Source organism: Streptomyces sp. CS113 (genome assembly GCF_002188365.1).
Lineage (GTDB): Bacteria > Actinomycetota > Actinomycetes > Streptomycetales > Streptomycetaceae > Streptomyces > Streptomyces tendae.
This window is the reverse complement of the sequence record NZ_KZ195574.1, coordinates 2434823-2456738: the sequence shown is the minus strand read 5'-3', so window position 1 is coordinate 2456738 and position 21916 is coordinate 2434823. Positions and strand designations below refer to the sequence as shown.

Genomic DNA, 21916 nt, shown 5'->3' with positions numbered 1-21916 from the left:
GGCTGGCGCAAATGGCGGTTGGGTACGAGCTACCCGATGACTACAGTGACGATCTCTTGCGGCTACGATCAGTTGCGCGTGCGAGCGGTCCAGGCTGTCTCGAGCGATGGATGTACGGGGAAGCGGGGGAGGTAGCAGCATGCTTCCAGCTGAAATGGTGGGAGGGGTGTCCGCCGGCAGGGCGGCCAACCTGGAGGTCACTGGCGAGGCGCTGTCGACGTTCGTGAAGCGGGTGGACAGCGCACTTCGCAATCTTGAGGGCTCGGCGGGTGATCCCACGCGCATCGGCGCACAAAGGATCAAGCCGTCCTCGCTGAACAGCGGCAGCATGGCCGCCTTTCCGGAGGCCAATGCGCTGTACCTGCAGTACAACCGGGTTCACGAGGAGCTCACCAGGCTTTCGAAGACGCTGCACCTTCAAATCGAGGCGATCGGTATCGCCGTCCGGGGCGCGCATGTGGGCTTCGACAACCTCGAAGAGGAGCAGCGCCGCCGCTTCGCACAGATCCAGACGCAGATTAAGCAGATCGAGGATGCAAAGGGCGACGAGCGGCGCCCCGAACCGACCGTCAGCGGGAGCCTTTGAAGATGTCCGACAAGCACCACGAGGCGGACTACGACCGAGTCTCTCAGCAGAACGCCGTTGCGGACTTCACCCGAGGCCTGGAAGAACGTCCTTCGTTCGGCATCTTCAACAGGATGCTGCAGTCGGCTGTCGAATCGACGCCGCTGGGTTCGGCCATGCCGGGCCGGACGAACTTCGAGGACCACGACCTCAACGAGATGGTCGACCTCGTCGAACGGACGAATCCGGAAGACCTGGAGAGCTCCGGCAAGGCGCTGTGGGATGCGCGGGACGCCATCAAGGACGCGGCCAAGGAACTGGACGGTCATATTGGCAACGTTCACTGGGTGGGTGAGGCGGGCGAGGCCTTCCGCACGTGGGGACGCTCGCTCGTCACCAGCACGCAGGGCCTGAGTGCCTTTGCTGGCGGGGCGGGAGACCAGATCACCGCTGCTGCCGTTGGCCTGGCCAACGTACGCACCGCGATGCCGGAACGCGATACGAGGCCGACGACCAAGGCGCTGCGACCCGAGCAGATCCCGACTCCCAAGCAGGTCGAGGGCAACAGTGAGTACGCGGAAGCGGTTCGTGTCGAGAAGAACCGTCAAGAGGCGATCAACCAAATGAACCGGTTGTCGTCCTACTACGCTGTGTCGGAGGAGTTGCTTGCGGGGCTGGAACCGCCGACGTTCAAGGCTATGCCGGATGTGGGGGTTCCGAAGCCCGGCAATGATGTGATCGGGGACGTGCCCGCTGACCGCCGGCCTGGTGGCGTTCACGGAAGCGAGACCGGAAGTCCCGCAGGTGGCCGTTCGATCACAACCCTGGAGGATCCCGCTCGGCCCCAGGAGGCCGGTGGCGCGGTCGCTTCCCCTGAAGGGATCACAAGGCAGACCGTCTTCACTCACGTGCCCGTTGCGACGACCATCGACAGTGTTGAAGCGCCGACGCTCCCCACAGCTCCCACGTCCGGTCACACGGTGCCGACCACGCTGCCTTCGACTCAAGGCGGGGGGCCGATCGGTCCACCCCCACCTGGCTTGGGCTCTCCCGTACCCCCAGGCCGCTCCGGTCGGCCTGATGGGGGACCCGGTCGTACCAAGGCACCCTTCTCCGCCCAGGGGCGTGTGACGCCTCCCGGCTCGGGTGGGGGCCCCGGTCCGGGGCGTCCGGGCAATCAGGGCCCCTTCAATCAGGTGGGGCGTCCGACGTCTGCTGGGCAGCAGCCCGGAGCCAAGGGGATCACGTCAGGAGCCAAGCCGTCTCCCATGGGGCACGGGGTGAGCGGCGGTACACCGCGTCCCAATCCCACGATGGCGCCGAGGCCGACGAGTGGCCCGGTCACCGGCGCGGGCCGGACCGGGGGTGTGGTCGGCGGTCGGCAGGCGAGCCCTACCGGAGTAACGGGACGCAGTGGTCCGAAGCTCCCCCGTGGCACGGTCGTCGGGGCCGACGCCGGGTCTCAGTCGGGCAAGGGCCGTTCCGCGGCGAAGCCCGGTATCACCGGTGTGCCCGCTGGGTCGAGGTCTGCCGCCCGCGCCGAACGGAACGGTATGACCCGTGGTGGTGCAGGGCTCGTGCGCGGGCCCGGCGAGCGTGGGCGCCGTCGTGACGAACGCAGGGAGGAAGGCGCGGAGCGACCCGACTATTTGGTCGAGGACGAAGAGACACACCTGCCTACGAATCCGCGGCGCGATGTGCCGCCGGTCGTCAACTGAGCGCGAGCGAGGACTCACCCCATCATGAAGTCAGCAACACGCCGAGGGCTGCGAGTACGCCTTGGGGGCGCCGTCGCGAGCGCCCTGATTGCCGTTGGCGTGAGCTTTGCCCCTGGTGCCACTGCGGCCGACGTGCAGTCGGAGCAGTGGTACCTGGGACCGATGCAGGCCGAGAAGATGTGGAAGGTCAGCAGAGGGGAGGGCATCAAGGTCGCTGTGATTGACAGTGGAGTGAACCCTGGCACGCCCTCACTCGAAGGCCAGGTTCTGGCTGATGTAGTACCGGAGCAGGTCGCGTACGGAGCCACGGAGGATTACGACGGCCACGGGACGACCATGGCGGAGCTGATCGCCGGCACCGGGGCAGGGGGCGGGATCCGAGGACTGGCACCTGATGCGAAGATCGTGCCGTACCGCATCGCGCTAGGGCGCTCGCTTACCGCCAACGAAGAGAAGCGAGCTCCTACTGCGATGCAAGCGATCAAGGTTGCCGCGGACAGCGATGCGCACATCATCAGCATGTCCTTCACCTCTCCCGCCTATGAGGCGGACTTCGAAAAGGCGGTGAAGTACGCAGCGTCCAAGGGAAAGTTGTTGGTCGCGGGCGTGGGAAATGAAGGCCGAGACAGTGGGTATATCGGCTACCCAGCTGCCTATCCGTACGTTATCGGTGTGTCATCCATTGATGAGAAGAGCAATATCTCGGACTTCGCTCAGTCGGGCAATTACGTCGATTTGGTGGCGCCGGGTGAGAACATCCCAGGCTACTGCAAGCCGAATTTCGATCAGTACTGTCCCGATATGCCAGGCACCAGCGCCGCCACCGCCATCACCTCCGCCGCAGCCGCCCTCATCTGGTCCGAACACCCCGACTGGACGGCCAACCAGGTCACCCGCGCCCTGATCGACACGGCCGGCCGCAAGTGGCCCAAGGACAAGCCGACCGCGACCGGGGGCTACGGAACCATCCGCCCCCGCTCGGTGCTGGCGAACCCGGACTACGACGGTGGTGAGCCGTACTCCGACCCGCTGCGGAAGGAGAACAGTCAGGAGGGGGAGAAGTTGGTGACCGAGATCCCCCCGGCGTCCGCCTCCTCGACGCCGTCCGCGGGTGCAACGACCGCGTCACAAGGCGCGGCAGGGTCGGCCAAGGACAAGCCGGCGGCAGCAGGATCGGACGATGCGAGGACCGCGGCGGCCGACGCGTCGAGCGACAGCGGCAGCACGCTGTGGATCGCGCTCGGCGCCGCCGCAGCCGTGGTCGTGATCGGTGGCGGCGCCTTCGCCGTACTGCGGGCCCGGCGCGCGAACTGACACCGGCGTCGTCGGTGTCGTATGGAGAGAAGTAACAGGGAGGGCAGGGGCGGATCATGGCCGTCGACCAGAAGCTCGAAGACGCAGCGGTAGTCAAGCTGCAGAAGGACATGTACGAGAAGTTCGAGAGCATCCGCAAGCGGGTCCACAACCTACAGGGTGTGATCGACAGCCTTGAGGGTCAGTGGCAGGGCATCGGCCGTGCGGCTTTCGACAAGAAGCAGTACGAGATCAACACGTCGCTGCAGAACATGGGCCGCATCCTCGCCGACGTCGTGGACGCGATGACCGCGACGCGCAACATCAAGGACAGCAAGGAAGACGAAGTCCTCGCTGCCGTGAACAAGATCAACGTCAACGACGGTGCTCCCACGGTGCAGTCGTCGCCCCTCAGCTCCTTCTGAGGCGAGCGGCAGACGTCAGCCACAGCCGCAGTACATTCCGAACGAGATGAGGTAGGCAGAGATGAGCCGTAACGCCGACGGTCTGCAAGTGACATACGACGGGCTCGACTTCGCGGCGACCAACCTCGCCAACGAGGCGAAGCTGCTCGACGAAGACATTCAGCAGCTCACCAAGATGGTGGAAAGCAGCAAGCAGTACTGGGCGGGCAAGGCTCAGGAGGCCTACGCGCTGAAGCTGGAACTCTGGCGCAAGGAAACCACCGACATCCACCAGGCCCTCATGGGCATCGGCCATGTCGTGGGATCGTCCGGCGGTACGTACATGGAGGGTGACCTGGCGGCGTCCAGGTACCTGCAGTAGACACAGCGGCAGCGTCGCGGCAGTGACGAGGGTGGGCGTGCGCGGGAGACGCCCACCCTCTTGTGTGTCCGGGGAGTTCACCAGAAGGCGGCCTTCTGGTCCGAGGGCCCGAGTCGGCCCCCGTCACCGCCCGCCTTCGTCCTCCACCAGCCCCACCTGAACCAACGGCTTCCCCCGCCGCCGGGACACGAACACGCCCCGGCCCGGCGGCATCGGACGTGGGCGCACCCCGCCCAGCAGGTCGCCCTCGGCCGGGTCGCCGCTGAGGACGACGCCCTGGGCGCCGAGTTCCTTGAGGCGCTGCATGAAGGCCTCGTACCCGGCGCGGCCCGCGCCCGCGGTCGAGCGGGCGATGATGAAGCGCACGCCGACGTCCCGGGCGAAGGGCAGAAGCTCGGTGAGGTGGCCCAAAGGGTTGCCGCTGGACGTGGCGACCAGGTCGAAGTCGTCGATGACGATGTACACCGTCGGCCCCTGCCACCAACTGCGGTCGCGCAGTTGCTCCGGCGTGACGTCGGCGGTCGGCGTCCGGCGCCGCATCAGTTCGGCCAGCGCGTCCATGTGGTGCTGCATCTGGTTCGACATGGGAACGTACTCGGCCAGGTGCGACGGCGGGGTGACGCCCAGCAGCGAGCGGCGGTTGTCGATGACGAACAGCTTGCAGGAGTCGCCGTCGTAGCGCTCGGTCAGACGCCGGATGAGGAGCTTCAGCAGGTTCGACTTGCCGGACTCGCTCTCGCCGAGGACGAGGAAGAACGGGTCCTGCTCGAAGTCCACGAACACCGGTTCCAGGCTGTCCTCGTCGAGTGCGAAGGACACCCCCCGCCGGGGGAACCGGTCGCCCGGGGGGAGCTGGTTCGCGGGGAACTCGCGGGGCAGCAACCGCACCGCGGGTGCACCTGGTTGCTGCCAGTGCCGGGCGACCTCGGTCCCGAGCGCCTGGGTGGCCTCGGCGAGGTCGGAGTCCGAGGACAGCCCGTCGATGCGCGGGACCGCCGCCATGAAGTGCTGCTTCTGCGGCGTCTGGCCGCGCCCGGGCACACCCGTCGGCACGTTCGCCGCGACCTTGCGGTCGAACTCCGAGTCCATGGTGTCCCCGAGCCGCAACTCGAGGCGGTTCATCAGGTGGTCCTTGAGGTTGCTGCGGACCTCCATGGAGCGTGACGCGGTGAGGATCACGTGGATGCCGTAGCCGAGGCCGCGAGCGGCGATGTCCAGCACGACCGACTCCAGCGCCTCGTAGTCCGCGCGGAAGTTCCCCCACCCGTCGATGACCAGGAAGACGTCGCCCCACGGCTGGTCGGTCACCGGGATGTCACCCCGCGCGCGGCGTGCGCGGAACTCCGCGATCGAGGAGATGCCGGCGGTGCGGAAGTACTCCTCGCGGCGGGTCAGCACGCCGTAGACCTCGGCCGCGGTACGCCGTACCTTCTCGGGGTCCAGGCGTGAGGCCACGCCTCCGACGTGGGGCAGGCCGGCCACCGCCGCCAAACCGCCGCCACCGAAGTCCAGAGCGTAGAACTGCACTTCGTGCGGAGTGTGGGTGAGCGCGAACGACGCGATGACCGAGCGGAGGAGTGTCGACTTGCCGGACTGCGGTCCGCCCAGGATCTGCATGTGGCCGGCGGCGCCGCCGAAGTTCACCCAGAGCGGGTCCCGGCGCTGCTCGTACGGCTTGTCGACGATGCCGACGGGCACGACGAGCCGGCCCGCGCCTTCGTAGCCGGGCTGGGTCAGGCCGCGCCCCGCCACCTGGGCGAGGCCGGGCAGCAGTGTGTCGAGCGACGGCGGGCTGTCCAGCGGCGGCAGCCACACCTGGTGGGCGGCCGGGCCCTGCGCCTCCAGGCGCCGGACGACGACATCGAGCACGGTGTCGGCGAGCGCGTCGTCGTCCGTCCGGTCCGGAGTCTCCTCGCGCTGCGGCGGTACCGCCAGGTACCGCACCGGCACCTCGGCGGCGGTGAACAGCACCGGCCGCCGGTCGACCGGCCGAGGGCCGCCGCGCGTCGCCGCCTGCTGCGCACTCGTGCGGTACACGCCCGAGACGTACGCGGCCTTGAAGCGCACCATCTCGTCCGTACCGAACTTCAGGAAACCGGAGCCGGGGACGTTCGGCAGTTCGTAGGCGTCCGGGACACCGAGTGCGGACCGGGACTCGGCCGCGGAGAAGGTGCGCAGCCCGATCCGGTACGACAGGTACGTCTCCAGACCGCGCAGACGGCCCTCCTCCAACCGCTGCGAGGCGAGCAGCAGGTGGACGCCCAGCGACCGGCCGATACGGCCGATCTGCACGAACATCTCAATGAAGTCCGGCTTGGCCGTGAGCAGTTCGCTGAACTCGTCGATCACCAGGACGAGCGAGGGGATCGGTTGCAGTGCGGCGCCGGCCGCGCGGGCCTTCTCGTAGTCGTGGATGTTGGCGTAGTTGCCCGCGTCCCGGAGCATCTCCTGACGGCGGTTGAGCTCACCGCGGATCGAGTCACCCATCCGGTCGACCAGGGTCAGGTCGTCGGCGAGGTTGGTGATCACGGCTGCCACGTGCGGCAGTTGAGCCATACCGGCGAACGTCGCGCCGCCCTTGAAGTCGGCGAGCACGAAGTTGAGCGTCTCGGACGAGTGGGTCACGGCGAGGCCGAGGACCAGGGTGCGCAGCAGTTCCGACTTGCCGGAACCGGTCGCGCCCACGCACAGGCCGTGCGGTCCCATGCCCTCCTGCGCCGCCTCCTTCAGGTCGAGCATCACGGGCCGGCCGTCCTCGCCGACGCCGATCGGCACCCTGAGCCGTTCGGACTGGGAGCGGGGCCGCCAGGTCCGGCGGGTGTCGACGGAAGCGGCGTCACCGAGGTTGAGGAGATCCGTGAACTCCAGGTTGGCCAGCAGCGGCTCGTCGTCGTCCCCGCCCGTTCCCGCCCGCAAGGGCGCCAGCTGCCTCGCCAGCGCTTCGGCGCTCTCCGGGGAGAGGACGTCGGGCGTGCCTTCGTAGACCGCACCGTGCGCCGCCTCCAGGCGCAGCTCCTTCGGCTGCACGACGAGCGAGAGGTCCCCGCGTCCGGTGGCGAGGGTGCCGGGGACCACCTCGATCACGGTCACCCCCTGCATGCCCTCCGGACTCGCCAGAAGCGACGTCGGCGGCAGGGAGACTCCGTCGAGCACGATGACCAGGTGCGGTTGGTCGGGCACCGGCCGGCCTGCCGGATGAAACCTCGGCCGGCCCTCGAGGCGGCTGCCGAGCAGCTCTTCGAGGGCCGTCGGGTCGGCTGTCACCAGCCGACGGGAACCCGCGCCGTCCGCGGCATCGCCCGCCTGCGCGTGCGGGAGCCACTTCGTCCACTCCCATTCGGTCGCCGACTCCCGCCCGGTGGCCACGGCGATCACCAGGTCCTCGGGGGAGTGCAGTGCGGCGAGCGAGGCGGTGACGGCCCGGGCGGCCCCGCGCACGGTGGCTGGTTCGCCGCTGACCGTCACGTGGTAGAACGCCCGCAGGGAGACCGCCATCGGCAGTTCCTGGAGGGTGCTGTGCGTGGCGAGGAAGCGATGCATGGCCCCTGCGGTCAGCGGCTCCAACTCGTCCACCGGAGCCGTCTGGGGCGGCACCAGGGGAGTGGCCAGGGCCTGCGGACCGAGACCCACGCGAACCTGGGCGAAGTCCTCGTCGCCCGTGCGCCTTTCCCACAGCCGGCTGCCCTCGGCGACCAGGGCCCACAGCTGTTCCGGCGCCGGATGCAGGTAGTACTGCGCGTCGCGCTGGGCCTTCGCCGTCTCATGGGCGGCGCGCCTGGTCTGCGACAGATAGCGGAGGTAGTCCCGGCGTATGTCGGCCATCTGTCCCTGGTTGCCGCGGCGGTAGCGCACCAGCATCGCGATGCCCATGGCGATCGTGGACGCGATCATCACCATGCCCATGATCTTCATGATGGGCTGGGCCGAGGGATTGAAGAAGAACACCACGGACCCACCCATGCCGAGCATGGGCAGGAGCTGCATCAACGCGCCCTCCTGCTGCCCGCGAGGGAGTTCCGGAGGTGCTTGCAGGTGGACCTCCTCCGTGGGCACGTTCTTCGGCAGCGCCCGAGGTGGGCGCTTGACGACGATGTGGCTCACTCCGCACCAATTCCCTTGCCGGCCCGACCCGTTCCGCCCACCGCCCGTCTCCCGGTGCACGTCGATCGCAAAGGGCGATCCTACTGACACACACAGCCAGCAGTGGGCGGTAGGGTGCCCGTGAGACGCGTGAGCAGTTGCGAATCCGCCCGGGGCCCTGTGGAACCCCGCGGACAGCACCACGCTCGATACGCGCACCCCGCGCGCGCCGCGCAGCGGTCAGGGGTGACGCGGGACCACGGGGCAGGATCGCCACCGACCGGCAGGGCGCGCCGGTGCCGTACCTTGCCGATATCACCTACGAGGGGGAACAGCGGGTGAGCATGACGGCCTCCGCGCCGACCGGCGCACCAGGCGGAACAGGCACGGGTGCCCGAGGCCCGGCCGCGGCCGGTTCGGGGCTCGGCTTCTGCCGGGTCACGATCGTGGCGCCCGACAGTCGCATCGACGTGGCCCTGCCCGACGACGTGCCCGTCGCCGACCTGTATCCGGAGATCCTGCGGTTCTCCCAGCAGAGCCCGGAGGAGGGTGCGCCGGTCGGGTATCACCTCGTACGCCGAGACGGGACCGTCCTCGACAGTGCCCGCTCCTTCGCGGCGCAGCGCATCCTGGACGGCGAGCTGCTCACGCTGCGTCCGTTCGCCGACTCCCTGCCCCCTGCGGTCTTCGACGACGTCTCGGAGGCGGTCGCCTCCTCCGTCGTCCAGGACCGCACCCTGTGGGACGGTGCGCTCACTCGCGTGGCCTGCCTGGTCGGAGCGGGCGTGTTCCCCGTTCTGCTGGCGTTCGTGGCCTGGAGTTCCCAGGTCCGCCACGACATGCACGGCGTGCAGGGCATCCTCGCCGCGGTCGCCGGCGTCCTGCTCGTCACCTTCGCGTGCGTGCGTGCGCGCGTGTACCGGGACCGGGGCTCCGCCCTGGCTCTCGGGCTGGGCGCCCTCGCAAACGTCGCCGTGGCGGGCTCAGGGCTGGTCCCGCTCGCTGAGGGGCAGGGCATCGGACGGCTCCAGTTCCTCCTGGCGTGCGCGGCGGTCCTGGTCGCCTCCGTCGTACTCACCCTGGTGTCACCGAGCGGCGACAGCGCCTTCGTGGCCTTCGTCTTCTCGTCGGTGGTCGGCCTGCTCGCCACGTTCGCGGCGATGCTGACGGACCTGGAGCCGATGGAGACGGCCGCGGTCTGCGCGGTCCTGTCGGTGTGCGCCCTCGCCTTCCTGCCGGGCCTGTCGCTGCGCTTCGCGCGGCTGCCCACCGGCTTCGAACCGCCCAACCAGCCACGCGGCTCCTACTCGGCGGACGACACCAGTGCGCCGGAACCCGTGGACGTCGAACGCATCGCGGCGCAGGCCCGTCGCGGCCATGAGCTCCTCGCGGGACTGGTCGGCGGCTGCGCGGTGGTCTCCGTGGGGGCGTCGGTCGTCCTTGGCTTCACGGGCAACATGTGGGCGCAGCTCCTGACGCTCGCCACCGGCGTCGCGATGGTGATGCGGGCGCAGCTGTTCCGATACACCACCCAGGTCGCCGCCACGCTGGCCGCCGGGCTGGCCTGCCTGGTCTTCCTCGGCCTGGGGCTGGCCATGAACCCGCCGGTGGAGTACGTGCGGGACGCGCTCCAGGGCGACACCGCCGCCCTGGACATGCGCAGCGTCTGGCTGGCGGCCGCGGTCGCCGCGGCTGTGGCGCTGGTCACCGCGATCGGCCTGATCGCCCCTCGGGGCGGCGTCACGCCCTTCTGGGGACGCTTCATGGAGATCGCCGAAGTCTTCGTGCTCCTGACGCTGATCCCCTTGGCTCTCGCCGTGTTCGACGTCTACTCCGCGGCGCGGTCGATGGCAGGCGACTGAGAGCCGGCTGAGAGGCTCCGAGAGGCGGCTGGAGGAGCGTGAAGGGAACGGGGACACCGCTCCCCTTCCCTGCACGGCCGGGGGAGGGCGTACAGCACACCCCCATTTACTCGACGTCGCCCCCAGAGCGTTCCGCGGCCGGTTCCAGGTCGAATTCCCCGTCCCGCGCACCGAGCACGAACGCCCGCCACTCCGCCTCCGTGTACCGCAGCACGGTGTCGTGGTCGAGCGAGGACCGCATGGCGACGGCACCCTCCGGCAGGTAGGCGATCTCGACCCGTTCCTCGTGGGCCTCGGTGCCGGGCGCGCTGTGCCATTCCACACCGGAGATGTCGAGGGCGTAGAGCTCGTCCCGCTCCCGGTCCTTGCGTGCTCGGAGTTCCTTGTCCTCGGCCTCGGCCATCGCGGGTCCGGTCCTTCCTGCTGTGCCAACGAACTGTGCGGTCACCATACTTGTCCCCGTTCTGCCAGGTCAGTGGTTCACCGATGGAGGCACCGGTACGGGGGACGGGCGGAGGTGTCCCTACGGGCTGGTAGGCTGTGTGACGGCCGTTTGTGTACGCGCCCCCGGAGCTGTGAGCCCTGGAGGTCGCGCCCAGCGGATCCCCGCCTTCCGAGTTACGGAAGATCCCCCGAGACGTAGACCGGGGGCACTCGGTGGCCAGTCACAGACCCAGAGGAGTACGCGTGTCGCTCGACGCCGCAGTGAAGAAGCAGATCATCACCGAGTTCGGTACCAAGGAGGGCGACACCGGCTCCCCCGAGGTCCAGGTCGCTCTGCTGTCCCGTCGGATCTCCGACCTGACCGAGCACCTCAAGTCCCACAAGCACGACCACCACTCCCGTCGTGGTCTGCTCATCCTGGTCGGCCAGCGTCGCCGGCTGCTTCAGTACCTCGCCAAGAAGGACATCCAGCGCTTCCGCGCGCTGGTCGAGCGCCTCGGCATCCGCCGCGGTGCGGCGGGCGCCCGCTAGCACACCGTGAAGGGAGCGGTTCCCAACGCAAGGGGGCCGCTCCCTTTGCTGTACGTGCGCGCTGTCGCCACCCCTTTGTAGTGTGGTAACAGAAGAACAAGACGTACGAGGAGAAGCGGACCGCACCGCCGCCGCCGGTCCTCGGTAGTGGCCCCCGGGGGCAGATCCCCGGGTGCTTCGATCGAAGACCGGCCCGCACCGCACGGAACGCTTCTCCGGCTCCGTCCCCTCCGCCACACGGGCGGGCGGGACAAAAGACGACAAGCATCGGAGAAACCACTAGTGGAGAACGAGACCCACTACGCCGAAGCCGTGATCGACAACGGCGCTTTCGGCACCCGCACCATCCGCTTCGAGACGGGCCGCCTGGCCCGTCAGGCCGCCGGTTCCGCCGTGGCGTACCTGGACGACGACACCATGGTGCTGTCGGCCACCAGCGCCTCCAAGAACCCGAAGGACCAGCTCGACTTCTTCCCCCTCACGGTGGACGTCGAGGAGCGGATGTACGCCGCCGGCAAGATCCCCGGCAGCTTCTTCCGTCGTGAGGGCCGGCCCTCCGAGGACGCCGTCCTCACCTGCCGCCTGATCGACCGCCCGCTGCGCCCGTCCTTCAAGAAGGGCCTGCGCAACGAGATCCAGGTCGTGGCCACGGTCATGGCCCTCAACCCCGACCACCTGTACGACGTCGTGGCGATCAACGCCGCCTCCGCGTCGACGCAGCTGGCCGGCCTGCCCTTCTCCGGCCCGATCGGCGGCGTCCGCGTCGCGCTGATCCGCGGCCAGTGGGTGGCCTTCCCGACGCACACCGAGCTCGAGGACGCCGTCTTCGACATGGTCGTCGCGGGCCGCGTCCTGGAGGACGGCGACGTCGCGATCATGATGGTCGAGGCCGAGGCCACCGAGAAGACCATCAAGCTGGTCGAGGGCGGCGCCGAGGCGCCCACCGAGGAGGTCGTCGCCGCCGGTCTCGACGCCGCGAAGCCCTTCATCAAGGTGCTCTGCCGCGCCCAGGCCGACCTCGCCGCCAAGGCCGCCAAGCCGACCGGCGAGTTCCCGATCTTCCTGGACTTCCAGGACGACGTGCTCGAGGCGCTGACCGGCGCCGTCAAGCCCGAGCTGACGCAGGCGCTCACCATCGCCGGCAAGCAGGAGCGCGAGGCCGAGCTGGACCGCGTCAAGGGCCTCGCCGCCGAGAAGCTCCTGCCGCAGTTCGAGGGCCGCGAGAAGGAGATCTCCGCCGCGTACCGCGCGCTGACCAAGTCCCTGGTGCGCGAGCGCGTCATCAAGGAGAAGAAGCGCATCGACGGCCGCGGTGTCACCGACATCCGCACCCTGGCCGCCGAGGTCGAGGCGATCCCGCGCGTGCACGGCTCGGCCCTGTTCGAGCGTGGCGAGACCCAGATCCTGGGCGTCACCACCCTGAACATGCTCCGCATGGAGCAGCAGCTGGACACCCTCTCCCCGGTGACCCGCAAGCGCTACATGCACAACTACAACTTCCCGCCGTACTCCGTCGGCGAGACCGGCCGTGTCGGCTCCCCGAAGCGCCGCGAGATCGGCCATGGCGCCCTCGCCGAGCGCGCCATCGTGCCGGTGCTGCCGACGCGCGAGGAGTTCCCCTACGCGATCCGCCAGGTGTCCGAGGCCCTCGGCTCCAACGGCTCGACGTCCATGGGCTCGGTCTGCGCCTCCACCATGTCGCTGCTGAACGCCGGTGTGCCGCTGAAGGCCCCCGTCGCCGGTATCGCCATGGGCCTGATCTCCCAGGAGATCAACGGCGAGACGCACTACGTCGCCCTCACCGACATCCTCGGTGCGGAGGACGCCTTCGGCGACATGGACTTCAAGGTCGCCGGCACCAAGGAGTTCGTGACCGCGCTCCAGCTCGACACCAAGCTGGACGGCATCCCCGCCTCCGTCCTGGCCGCCGCCCTCAAGCAGGCCCGTGACGCCCGCCTCCACATCCTCGACGTGATGATGGAAGCGATCGACACGCCGGACGAGATGTCCCCGAACGCGCCGCGGATCATCACCGTGAAGATCCCCGTCGACAAGATCGGTGAGGTCATCGGCCCCAAGGGCAAGATGATCAACCAGATCCAGGAGGACACGGGCGCCGACATCACGATCGAGGACGACGGCACGATCTACATCGGTGCCGCCCAGGGCTCGCAGGCCGAGGCCGCCCGCGCCACGATCAACGGCATCGCCAACCCGACCATGCCCGAGGTCGGCGAGCGCTACCTGGGTACGGTCGTCAAGACGACCACCTTCGGCGCGTTCGTCTCCCTGCTGCCTGGCAAGGACGGTCTGCTGCACATCTCGCAGATCCGCAAGCTCGCCGGCGGCAAGCGCGTGGAGAACGTCGAGGACGTCCTCGGCGTGGGCGCGAAGGTCCAGGTCGAGATCGCCGAGATCGACTCCCGCGGCAAGCTCTCCCTGATCCCCGTGATCGAGGGCGAAGCGGGCGACGACGACAAGAAGGACGACGCCGACCAGTGACGTCCCGTAGCGCCAAGGCGACGGCCCGCACCTCCTCGGAGGCGCGGGCCGTCGCCCGTACCCAAACCCTCATCAAGGGCGAGCACGGCATCGGCACGGTCCGCAGGACGACCCTCCCCGGCGGCCTGCGCATCGTCACCGAGACGCTGCCCTCGGTCCGCTCGGCGACCTTCGGCATCTGGGCCCACGTCGGCTCCCGCGACGAGACCCCCGCGCTGAACGGCGCCACCCACTACCTGGAGCACCTGCTCTTCAAGGGCACCCGCAAGCGCAGCGCCCTGGACATCTCCTCCGCCATCGACGCGGTCGGCGGCGAGATGAACGCGTTCACGGCGAAGGAGTACACGTGCTACTACGCGCGCGTGCTCGACACCGACCTGCCGCTCGCCATCGACGTGGTCTGCGACATGCTGACCGGCTCGCTGATCCAGGAGGAGGACGTCGACGTCGAACGCGGCGCCATCCTCGAAGAGATCGCGATGACCGAGGACGACCCGGGCGACTGCGTGCACGACCTGTTCGCGCACACCATGTTCGGCGACAACGCGCTGGGCCGCCCCGTCCTCGGCACCGTCGACACGGTCAACGCCCTCACCGCCGACCGCATCCGCCGCTTCTACAAGAAGCACTACGACCCCACCCACCTGGTGGTCGCCGCGGCCGGCAACGTCGACCACAACAAGGTCGTACGCCAGGTTCGCGCCGCCTTCGAGAAGGCCGGGGCCCTCAAGGACCAGGTGGCCCAGCCGCTCGCTCCGCGCGACGGCCGGCGCACCATCCGGGCCGCGGGCCGCGTCGAGCTGATCGGCCGCAAGACCGAGCAGGCCCACGTCATCCTCGGCATGCCGGGCCTGGCCCGCACCGACGAGCGCCGCTGGGCCATGGGCGTCCTCAACACCGCCCTCGGCGGCGGCATGTCCTCGCGCCTGTTCCAGGAGGTCCGGGAGAAGCGCGGCCTGGCCTACAGCGTGTACTCGTACACGTCCGGCTTCGCCGACTGCGGCCTCTTCGGCGTGTACGCGGGCTGCCGGCCCTCCCAGGTGCACGACGTGCTCAAGATCTGCCGCGACGAGCTGGACCACGTCGCCGAGCACGGCCTCACCGACGACGAGATCGGCCGCGCCGTCGGCCAGCTCCAGGGCTCCACGGTCCTCGGCCTGGAGGACACGGGCGCGCTGATGAACCGTATCGGCAAGAGCGAGCTGTGCTGGGGCGAGCAGATGTCGGTCGACGACATGCTGGCCCGGATAGCCTCGGTCACGCCGGACGACGTCCGCGCCGTCGCCCGCGACGTCCTGGGCCACCGGCCGTCCCTGTCGGTCATCGGCCCGCTCAAGGACAAGCAGGCGTCCCGGCTGCACGACGCCGTCGCCTGACACTCCCGGTCTCACGGTTAAGGAAGCGAACACAACATGAGCAAGCTGCGCGTGGCCGTCCTCGGTGCCAAGGGCCGGATCGGCTCCGAGGCGGTACGGGCGGTCGAGGCCGCCGAGGACATGGAGCTGGTCGCGGCCCTCGGCCGGGGCGACGGCCTGGAGGCACTGGCCGAGTCCGGCGCCCAGGTCGCCGTCGAGCTGACCACCCCCGCCTCGGTGATGGACAACCTCGACTACTGCGTACGCCACGGCATCCACGCCGTCGTCGGCACCACCGGCTGGACCGACGAGCGCCTCGCGCAGCTGAACGCGTGGCTCGACGCCTCCCCGGGGACCGGCGTGCTCATCGCGCCGAACTTCTCCATCGGCGCCGTGCTCACCATGAAGTTCGCGCAGATCGCGGCCCCGTACTTCGAGTCCGTCGAGGTCGTCGAGCTGCACCACCCGAACAAGGTGGACGCCCCCAGCGGCACCGCCACCCGCACCGCCCAGCTGATCGCTCAGGCCCGGCAGAAGGCAGGCTCCGCACCGGCGCCCGACGCCACTGCCACCGCCCTGGACGGCGCCCGCGGCGCGAACGTGGACGGCGTCCCGGTGCACGCGATCCGGCTGCGCGGTCTGCTCGCCCACCAGGAGGTGCTGCTCGGCGGCGAGGGGGAGACCCTCACCGTCCGGCACGACTCCCTGCACCACAGCAGCTTCATGCCGGGCATCCTGCTGGGCGCCCGCCGGGTGGTCACCACCCCGGGCCTCACCTTCGGCCTGGAACACTTCCTGGACCTGAACTGAGACCCTCACCCTGATGCGCGCGAAGATCACCTACCTCGTCACGGCCGCCGTCCTGGTCTTCTACTTCGCCCTGGTCGGCAGCCGCGGCGTGCTGCTCATCAAGACCGGCACGCTCCTCACCGTCACCTTCGGGGTCGCGGTGCTGATCCTGCCGGTGATCGGCCTGTGGTTCCTCTGGAAGAACACCCAGTTCGTCCGCCGGGCCAACGCCCTCGCCGCCGAACTCGACGCCGAGGGCGGACTGCCCGTCGACGAGCTGAAGCGCACCCCCAGCGGCCGCGTCGACCGCGAGTCGGCCGACGCGGTCTTCGCCCTGCGCAAGGCCGAGACGGAGGACGCCCCGGCCGACTGGCGCACCTGGTTCCGGCTCGCCGTCGCCTACCACGACGCCCGCGACACCCCGCGCGCCCGCAAGGCGATGCAACGGGCGATCGCGCTGCACGACGGCAAGCACGTCGAGGCCGCCTGAGCCGGCCGCGGGCGAAACGCCGGGGCCCGGACCGCACAGCTGCGGTCCGGGCCCCGGCGTTTCGCCTCTCGAGTGCGTCAGCCCCGTCGGTACTCGTCGGCCCACGCCTCCACCGCGTCGGCCGCCCGGTTGAAGGCGCCGTCGCGGGCAAGGAAGTCGGAGTTGTGCGTGGTCAGCAGCGGAGCCGCGGGCTCCGTCGACCGGCCCTGCCGCACCACGAGGAGCGCCTGCCCCTGCACCGTGCGCGGCAGTCCCAGCCAGCGCACCGGCTGCTGCACCGTGCGCACGCTGGCGACCTGCTGCCAGGCCACCGTGCGCGTGGTGAAGAAGGCGACCTGACGCACGCCGTGCGCGCTCACCCACGCGCCCATGCGCAGCATCCGCAGGGCGCACAGGATGACGACGACCGCGAGGCCGAAGACCACCCCGGCGGAGGACGGCCCGCCGGTCGCCGCGATGATGACCGCCGCGAACAGGACGAACGAGGCGAGCAGCAGCATCAACGCCGCCGCCCCCACCCGCCACGGCCCCGGCCGGTAGGGCCGGCGCCACAGGTCGCGGTCGTCGTACGGCAGCGCGACGTCGTCGGCCGGGTCAAAGGCGCGGTCGGCCGTCAGGAAGGGCAGGGGCACGGCTGGTCCTCACTCGTTCCAAGGCAAGTGTTGTGCCCGGTGAGGCTACCGACCTGTGTCTCCGGTCACCACCCTCGGGGGTCCGGACGGAGCCGGGCCGCCCCTGCCCGGTGTGCCTAGCGCCCCTCGGAGGCCTGCGACGGCTGCTTGTGCGGGGAGGGCTGGTCGGCGGACAGGGCGGGCATCCCGATCACCAGGGAGCCCACGAGACCGGCGACGACGGTGACGCCGAGAAGCCAGCGCCCGGCCAGCTGGCCGAAGGACGCCCGCTCACGCGGCGGGGGTGTGACATTGCTGCGGAACCTGTCGGCCTCGGCGACGAAGGCGAACGGCACGGGTTCACGCCGGCGGATCATAGGGACTGCGTCTCCCTTCTGGGACTGGAATGAAGTGCTGTTACTCATACAGACGAACGAACGCCCCTCCAGGTGCCCTGTTTCACCGACTTCATTGCGGCACGGCACCGATCGCCCGATTCGGCGCCCCCGGCCGGGTCGTAGAGTGGCCTCGCCAAGCGCCGAGATTGACTGGGAAGGCCCTCCACACCGTGACCGAAACCCCCGCCGACGATCCGAAGATCGAACTCCGCAGCGACATCACCGTCCAGCTGGTCAAGAGCGCCGCGACCGACTCCGACGTGCTGTTCGCCGCTCGCGTCTCGACCGCCGGGGAGCAGTCCCTGGACGAGCTGAAGAAGGACCCGGAGCGCTCCAAGGGCCTGATCAACTACCTCATGCGGGACCGGCACGGCAGCCCGTTCGAGCACAACTCGATGACCTTCCTCGTCAGCGCCCCGATCTTCGTCTTCCGGGAGTTCATGCGGCACCGCGTCGGCTGGTCCTACAACGAGGAGTCGGGCCGCTACCGGGAGCTCCAGCCGGTCTTCTACGTGCCTGACGCCTCCCGCAAGCTGGTGCAGCAGGGCCGCCCCGGCAAGTACGTCTTCGTCGAGGGCACCCCGGAGCAGCACGAACTGGTCGGCGGCGCGATGGAGGACTCCTACCGCCAGGCCTACGCGACGTACCAGAAGATGCTCGCCGCCGGCGTCGCCCGCGAGGTGGCCCGCGCGGTGCTCCCCGTCGGGCTGTACTCGTCGATGTACGCCACCTGCAACGCCCGCTCGATGATGCACTTCCTGGGCCTGCGCACGCAGCACGAGCTGGCGAAGGTGCCCTCCTTCCCGCAGCGGGAGATCGAGATGGTCGGCGAGAAGATGGAGGCGGAGTGGGCCCGCCTCATGCCGCTCACCCACGCCGCCTTCAACGCCAACGGCCGCGTCGCGCCGTAACGGAGCCCGGCCTGCGGCCTCCGGACCGCCCCGTCCGGGCACAGATGTACGGTTCAACCATGCGAAGTGTCCGGATTGCGGCGGTTGGAGAAGTTCATCTAGCCTGATCAAAGGGACCCGGCACTGCTTGAACCCCCGAGCAGGCAGTGCCGGGCTCCACTTCCGTTCCGACCTGCCGCCTCCCCCGAGGGCAGACCCCGCCCTGAGCAACGAGTAGCGTGTAACCCATGGCTCCGACCTCCACTCCGCAGACCCCCTTCGGGCGGGTCCTCACCGCCATGGTCACGCCCTTCACGGCGGACGGCGCACTCGACCTCGACGGCGCCCAGCGGCTCGCCACCCACCTGGTGGACGCAGGCAACGACGGCCTGATCGTCAACGGCACCACCGGCGAGTCCCCCACCACCAGCGACGCGGAGAAAGCGGACCTCGTACGAGCCGTCCTGGAGGCCGTCGGCGACCGGGCACACGTCGTCGCCGGAGTCGGCACCAACAACACCCAGCACAGCATCGAGCTGGCCCGCACCGCCGAGCGCACCGGCGCCCACGGCCTGCTGCTCGTCACGCCGTACTACAACAAGCCCCCGCAGGAGGGCCTGTACCAGCACTTCACGGCCATCGCCGACGCCAGCCGGCTCCCGGTCATGCTCTACGACATCCCCGGCCGCAGTGGCGTCCCGATCAACACCGAGACCCTGGTCCGCCTCGCGGAGCACCCGCGGATCGTCGCCAACAAGGACGCGAAGGGCGACCTCGGCCGGGCCAGCTGGGCCATCGCGCGTTCCGGCCTCGCCTGGTACTCCGGCGACGACATGCTGAACCTGCCGCTGCTCTCCGTGGGCGCGGTCGGCTTCGTCTCGGTCGTCGGCCACGTCGTCACCCCCGAGCTGCGCGCCATGGTGGACGCGTTCGTCGCCGGTGACGTACAGAAGGCCCTGGAGATCCACCAGAAGCTGCTCCACGTCTTCACCGGCATGTTCCGCACCCAGGGCGTCATGACCACCAAGGCCGCGCTCGCTCTCCAGGGCCTGCCCGCCGGACCACTGCGCGCCCCCATGGTCGGCCTCACGCCCGAGGAAAACGAGCAGCTCAAGATCGATCTTGCCGCCGGCGGGGTACAGCTCTGACATCAGACTTCGCACCACCGCACGACCGGACGGACTTCACAACTGAATAGGCGGGCCACCGGTGCCCGCACCCCATACGACAACTGCTTCTGCACGAACGTCACGCGCGCCACGTGCCCACCGGTACGTGGCGCGTGTGGTGAGGAGAGTCTTTTGAGTCATCCGCATCCTGAACTGGGCCGGCCCCCGGCGCTCCCCAAGGGCGGCCTCCGGGTCACCCCGCTGGGCGGCCTCGGCGAAATCGGCCGCAACATGACGGTCTTCGAATACGGCGGCCGTCTGCTGATCGTCGACTGCGGCGTGCTCTTCCCCGAGGAGGAGCAGCCCGGCATCGACCTGATCCTGCCGGACTTCACGTCCATCCGGGACCGCCTCGACGACATCGAGGGCATCGTCCTGACCCACGGCCACGAGGACCACATCGGCGGCGTCCCCTTCCTCCTCCGCGAGAAGCCGGACATCCCGCTGATCGGCTCCAAGCTGACCCTCGCGCTCATCGAGGCCAAGCTCCAGGAGCACCGCATCCGCCCGTACACCCTCGAGGTGGCGGAGGGACACCGCGAACGCGTCGGCCCCTTCGACTGCGAGTTCGTCGCGGTCAACCACTCCATCCCGGACGCGCTGGCCGTCGCCATCCGCACCCCCGCGGGCATGGTGGTCCACACCGGCGACTTCAAGATGGACCAGCTTCCGCTCGACGGGCGCCTCACGGACCTGCACGCGTTCGCGCGCCTCAGCGAGGAGGGCATCGACCTCCTCCTCGCCGACTCGACCAACGCCGAGGTGCCGGGCTTCGTCCCGCCCGAGCGGGACATCTCGAACGTCTTGCGGCAGGTCTTCGCCGGCGCCCGCAAGCGCATCATCGTGGCGAGCTTCGCCAGCCACGTCCACCGCATCCAGCAGATCCTGGACGCCGCGCACGAGTACGGCCGCCGGGTCGCCTTCGTGGGCCGCTCCATGGTCCGCAACATGGGCATCGCGAGAGACCTCGGCTACCTGAAGGTCCCGCCGGGCCTGGTCGTCGACGTCAAGACGCTCGACGACCTGCCCGACAGCGAGGTGGTCCTGGTCTGCACGGGCTCCCAGGGCGAACCGATGGCCGCCCTGTCCCGCATGGCCAACCGCGACCACCAGATCCGCATCGTCAACGGCGACACGGTGATCCTGGCCTCGTCCCTCATCCCGGGCAACGAGAACGCGGTGTACCGGGTGATCAACGGCCTGACCCGGTGGGGCGCCAACGTCGTCCACAAGGGCAACGCCAAGGTCCACGTCTCGGGCCACGCCTCGGCCGGCGAGCTGCTGTACTTCTACAACATCTGCCGCCCGAAGAACCTGATGCCGGTCCACGGCGAATGGCGCCACCTGCGCGCCAACGCCGAGCTGGGCGCCCTCACCGGCGTGCCGCACGACCGGATCGTCATCGCCGAGGACGGCGTGGTCGTCGACCTCGTCGAGGGCAAGGCGAAGATCACCGGCAAGGTCCAGGCCGGGTACGTCTACGTCGACGGCCTCTCGGTCGGCGACGTCGGCGAGCCGGCCCTCAAGGACCGCAAGATCCTCGGCGACGAGGGCATCATCTCGGTCTTCGTGGTCATGGACTCCTCCACCGGCAAGATCACCGGTGGGCCGCACGTCCAGGCCCGCGGCTCGGGCATCGAGGACTCGGCCTTCGCCGCGGTGCTCCCCAAGATCACCGAGACACTGGAGCGCTCGGCCCAGGACGGAGTCGTCGAGCCGCACCAGCTCCAGCAGCTGATCCGCAGGACCCTGGGCAAGTGGGTGTCGGACACCTACCGGCGCCGGCCGATGATCCTGCCGGTCGTCGTGGAGGTCTGACGGACCGTCGGACCAACGACAGCGCCAACCTGGAGCGGGGCGCCCCGATTTGCATCGGGGCGCCCCGCTCCAGTACGTTTACATCTCCGCTCGGACGGGCACCCGATCACTTCGTGGTCCGGAGCCGCCCCGGAGGGTGGAAATTCCGACTCAGAATCTCTGATAAAGTCGGAACCGCCGGAAAGGGAAACGCGAAAGCGGGAACCTGGAAAGCACCGAGGAAATCGGATCGGAAAGATCTGATAGAGTCGGAAACGCAAGACCGAAGGGAAGCGCCCGGAGGAAAGCCTGAGAGGGTGAGTACAAAGGAAGCGTCCGTTCCTTGAGAACTCAACAGCGTGCCAAAAGTCAACGCCAGATATGTTGATACCCCGTCTCCGGCCATTCGGCTGGGACGAGGTTCCTTTGAAGTAACACACAGCGAGGACGCTGTGAACGGTCGGATTATTCCTTCGACTGTTCCGCTCTCGTGGTGTCACCCGATCACGGGTAAACATTCACGGAGAGTTTGATCCTGGCTCAGGACGAACGCTGGCGGCGTGCTTAACACATGCAAGTCGAACGATGAACCACTTCGGTGGGGATTAGTGGCGAACGGGTGAGTAACACGTGGGT

At 69.1% G+C, this 21916-nt stretch carries 18 protein-coding genes and 1 other annotated feature (1 of these 19 only partly in view); of the genes, 14 read left to right on the top strand and 4 right to left on the bottom strand.

The genetic code is table 11. The features are described from left to right. Nucleotides 1-139 precede the first annotated feature (139 nt). From B9W62_RS10550 to B9W62_RS10530, 5 genes are all read left to right on the top strand, one after another. Nucleotides 140-586 carry a hypothetical protein gene (locus B9W62_RS10550; protein WP_087806941.1) on the top strand — a complete coding sequence of 149 codons (447 nt, stop codon included), beginning with the start codon at nucleotides 140-142 and terminating at the stop codon, nucleotides 584-586. A gap of 2 nt (nucleotides 587-588) precedes the next feature. Next, nucleotides 589-2283 carry a WXG100 family type VII secretion target gene (locus B9W62_RS10545; protein WP_087806940.1) on the top strand — a complete coding sequence of 565 codons (1695 nt, stop codon included), beginning with the start codon at nucleotides 589-591 and terminating at the stop codon, nucleotides 2281-2283. 24 nt (nucleotides 2284-2307) lie between these two features. After that, nucleotides 2308-3597, top strand: a complete 1290-nt coding sequence (locus B9W62_RS10540; protein ID WP_087806939.1) for a S8 family serine peptidase — start codon at nucleotides 2308-2310, stop codon at nucleotides 3595-3597. Nucleotides 3598-3653: 56 nt separating this feature from the next. Further along, the gene (locus tag B9W62_RS10535) at nucleotides 3654-4001 is read left to right on the top strand and encodes a WXG100 family type VII secretion target (RefSeq protein WP_076976590.1); all 348 of its coding nucleotides are present in this window, start codon (nucleotides 3654-3656) and stop codon (nucleotides 3999-4001) included. A 61-nt stretch (nucleotides 4002-4062) separates the two neighbouring features. Further along, nucleotides 4063-4362: a WXG100 family type VII secretion target gene (locus B9W62_RS10530; RefSeq protein ID WP_076976591.1), complete on the top strand. Its 300-nt coding sequence runs from the start codon at nucleotides 4063-4065 to the stop codon at nucleotides 4360-4362. Nucleotides 4363-4485: 123 nt separating this feature from the next. Here B9W62_RS10530 and eccCa read toward each other — a convergent pair whose 3' ends face one another. Then, on the bottom strand, nucleotides 4486-8463 hold the full coding sequence (gene eccCa, locus B9W62_RS10525; RefSeq protein WP_087806938.1) for a type VII secretion protein EccCa: 3978 nt from the start codon (nucleotides 8461-8463) through the stop codon (nucleotides 4486-4488). A gap of 323 nt (nucleotides 8464-8786) precedes the next feature. Here eccCa and eccD point away from each other — a divergent pair, with 323 nt between their 5' ends. Beyond that, entirely contained in the window at nucleotides 8787-10304 is a 1518-nt protein-coding gene (eccD, locus tag B9W62_RS10520; protein ID WP_087806937.1) for a type VII secretion integral membrane protein EccD, read from the top strand. A 106-nt stretch (nucleotides 10305-10410) separates the two neighbouring features. On the opposite strand, the gene B9W62_RS10515 is transcribed toward eccD, so the two are convergent. Next, on the bottom strand, nucleotides 10411-10707 hold the full coding sequence (locus B9W62_RS10515) for a DUF397 domain-containing protein (protein WP_087806936.1): 297 nt from the start codon (nucleotides 10705-10707) through the stop codon (nucleotides 10411-10413). 284 nt (nucleotides 10708-10991) lie between these two features. Here B9W62_RS10515 and rpsO point away from each other — a divergent pair, with 284 nt between their 5' ends. The 5 genes from rpsO (at nucleotide 10992) to B9W62_RS10490 (ending at nucleotide 16415) form a co-directional block, all read left to right on the top strand. Then, nucleotides 10992-11279 (top strand): 30S ribosomal protein S15, encoded by a 288-nt coding sequence (rpsO, locus tag B9W62_RS10510; RefSeq protein WP_087806935.1) that lies wholly within the window; start codon nucleotides 10992-10994, stop codon nucleotides 11277-11279. Between the two features lie 282 nt (nucleotides 11280-11561). After that, nucleotides 11562-13781 (top strand): polyribonucleotide nucleotidyltransferase, encoded by a 2220-nt coding sequence (locus B9W62_RS10505; protein ID WP_087806934.1) that lies wholly within the window; start codon nucleotides 11562-11564, stop codon nucleotides 13779-13781. Next, nucleotides 13778-15157 (top strand): M16 family metallopeptidase, encoded by a 1380-nt coding sequence (locus tag B9W62_RS10500; RefSeq protein ID WP_087806933.1) that lies wholly within the window; start codon nucleotides 13778-13780, stop codon nucleotides 15155-15157. Before B9W62_RS10505 ends, B9W62_RS10500 begins: the two co-directional genes overlap by 4 nt. A 36-nt stretch (nucleotides 15158-15193) precedes the next feature. Further along, nucleotides 15194-15946 (top strand): 4-hydroxy-tetrahydrodipicolinate reductase, encoded by a 753-nt coding sequence (gene dapB / locus B9W62_RS10495; RefSeq protein WP_087806932.1) that lies wholly within the window; start codon nucleotides 15194-15196, stop codon nucleotides 15944-15946. A gap of 13 nt (nucleotides 15947-15959) precedes the next feature. Then, a complete protein-coding gene (locus B9W62_RS10490; RefSeq protein ID WP_087806931.1) occupies nucleotides 15960-16415 on the top strand; it encodes a tetratricopeptide repeat protein in 456 nt (151 codons plus the stop codon). 77 nt (nucleotides 16416-16492) lie between these two features. Here B9W62_RS10490 and B9W62_RS10485 read toward each other — a convergent pair whose 3' ends face one another. Both B9W62_RS10485 and B9W62_RS10480 read right to left on the bottom strand, forming a co-directional pair. Further along, nucleotides 16493-17047 carry a hypothetical protein gene (locus B9W62_RS10485; RefSeq protein WP_087806930.1) on the bottom strand — a complete coding sequence of 185 codons (555 nt, stop codon included), beginning with the start codon at nucleotides 17045-17047 and terminating at the stop codon, nucleotides 16493-16495. A 116-nt stretch (nucleotides 17048-17163) separates the two neighbouring features. Beyond that, the gene (locus B9W62_RS10480; protein ID WP_076976600.1) at nucleotides 17164-17403 is read right to left on the bottom strand and encodes a hypothetical protein; all 240 of its coding nucleotides are present in this window, start codon (nucleotides 17401-17403) and stop codon (nucleotides 17164-17166) included. Between the two features lie 191 nt (nucleotides 17404-17594). On the opposite strand from B9W62_RS10480, the gene thyX reads away from it, so the two are divergent. The 3 genes from thyX (at nucleotide 17595) to B9W62_RS10465 (ending at nucleotide 21301) form a co-directional block, all read left to right on the top strand. Next, nucleotides 17595-18335 (top strand): FAD-dependent thymidylate synthase, encoded by a 741-nt coding sequence (thyX, locus tag B9W62_RS10475; RefSeq protein ID WP_087806929.1) that lies wholly within the window; start codon nucleotides 17595-17597, stop codon nucleotides 18333-18335. A gap of 227 nt (nucleotides 18336-18562) precedes the next feature. Continuing rightward, nucleotides 18563-19462 (top strand): 4-hydroxy-tetrahydrodipicolinate synthase, encoded by a 900-nt coding sequence (gene dapA, locus B9W62_RS10470; RefSeq protein WP_087806928.1) that lies wholly within the window; start codon nucleotides 18563-18565, stop codon nucleotides 19460-19462. A gap of 153 nt (nucleotides 19463-19615) precedes the next feature. Continuing rightward, nucleotides 19616-21301 carry a ribonuclease J gene (locus tag B9W62_RS10465; RefSeq protein ID WP_087806927.1) on the top strand — a complete coding sequence of 562 codons (1686 nt, stop codon included), beginning with the start codon at nucleotides 19616-19618 and terminating at the stop codon, nucleotides 21299-21301. Nucleotides 21302-21885: 584 nt separating this feature from the next. Beyond that, nucleotides 21886-21916: a sequence feature (mutual gap in cmsearch alignment for this rRNA model is longer than 100), on the top strand; it runs 1266 nt beyond the window's last position.

What these genes read in the sequence shown, in the direction of transcription:
- dapB (WP_087806932.1), top strand. Translation starts at nt 15,194, where the DNA reads ATGAGCAAGCTGCGCGTGGCCGTCCTCGGTGCCAAGGGCCGGATCGGC.
- eccD (WP_087806937.1), top strand. Translation starts at nt 8,787, where the DNA reads ATGACGGCCTCCGCGCCGACCGGCGCACCAGGCGGAACAGGCACGGGT.
- B9W62_RS10530 (WP_076976591.1), top strand. Translation starts at nt 4,063, where the DNA reads ATGAGCCGTAACGCCGACGGTCTGCAAGTGACATACGACGGGCTCGAC.
- B9W62_RS10545 (WP_087806940.1), top strand. Translation starts at nt 589, where the DNA reads ATGTCCGACAAGCACCACGAGGCGGACTACGACCGAGTCTCTCAGCAG.
- B9W62_RS10480 (WP_076976600.1), bottom strand. Translation starts at nt 17,403, where the DNA reads ATGATCCGCCGGCGTGAACCCGTGCCGTTCGCCTTCGTCGCCGAGGCC.
- B9W62_RS10540 (WP_087806939.1), top strand. Translation starts at nt 2,308, where the DNA reads ATGAAGTCAGCAACACGCCGAGGGCTGCGAGTACGCCTTGGGGGCGCC.
- B9W62_RS10550 (WP_087806941.1), top strand. Translation starts at nt 140, where the DNA reads ATGCTTCCAGCTGAAATGGTGGGAGGGGTGTCCGCCGGCAGGGCGGCC.
- B9W62_RS10490 (WP_087806931.1), top strand. Translation starts at nt 15,960, where the DNA reads ATGCGCGCGAAGATCACCTACCTCGTCACGGCCGCCGTCCTGGTCTTC.
- B9W62_RS10535 (WP_076976590.1), top strand. Translation starts at nt 3,654, where the DNA reads ATGGCCGTCGACCAGAAGCTCGAAGACGCAGCGGTAGTCAAGCTGCAG.
- dapA (WP_087806928.1), top strand. Translation starts at nt 18,563, where the DNA reads ATGGCTCCGACCTCCACTCCGCAGACCCCCTTCGGGCGGGTCCTCACC.
- B9W62_RS10515 (WP_087806936.1), bottom strand. Translation starts at nt 10,707, where the DNA reads ATGGCCGAGGCCGAGGACAAGGAACTCCGAGCACGCAAGGACCGGGAG.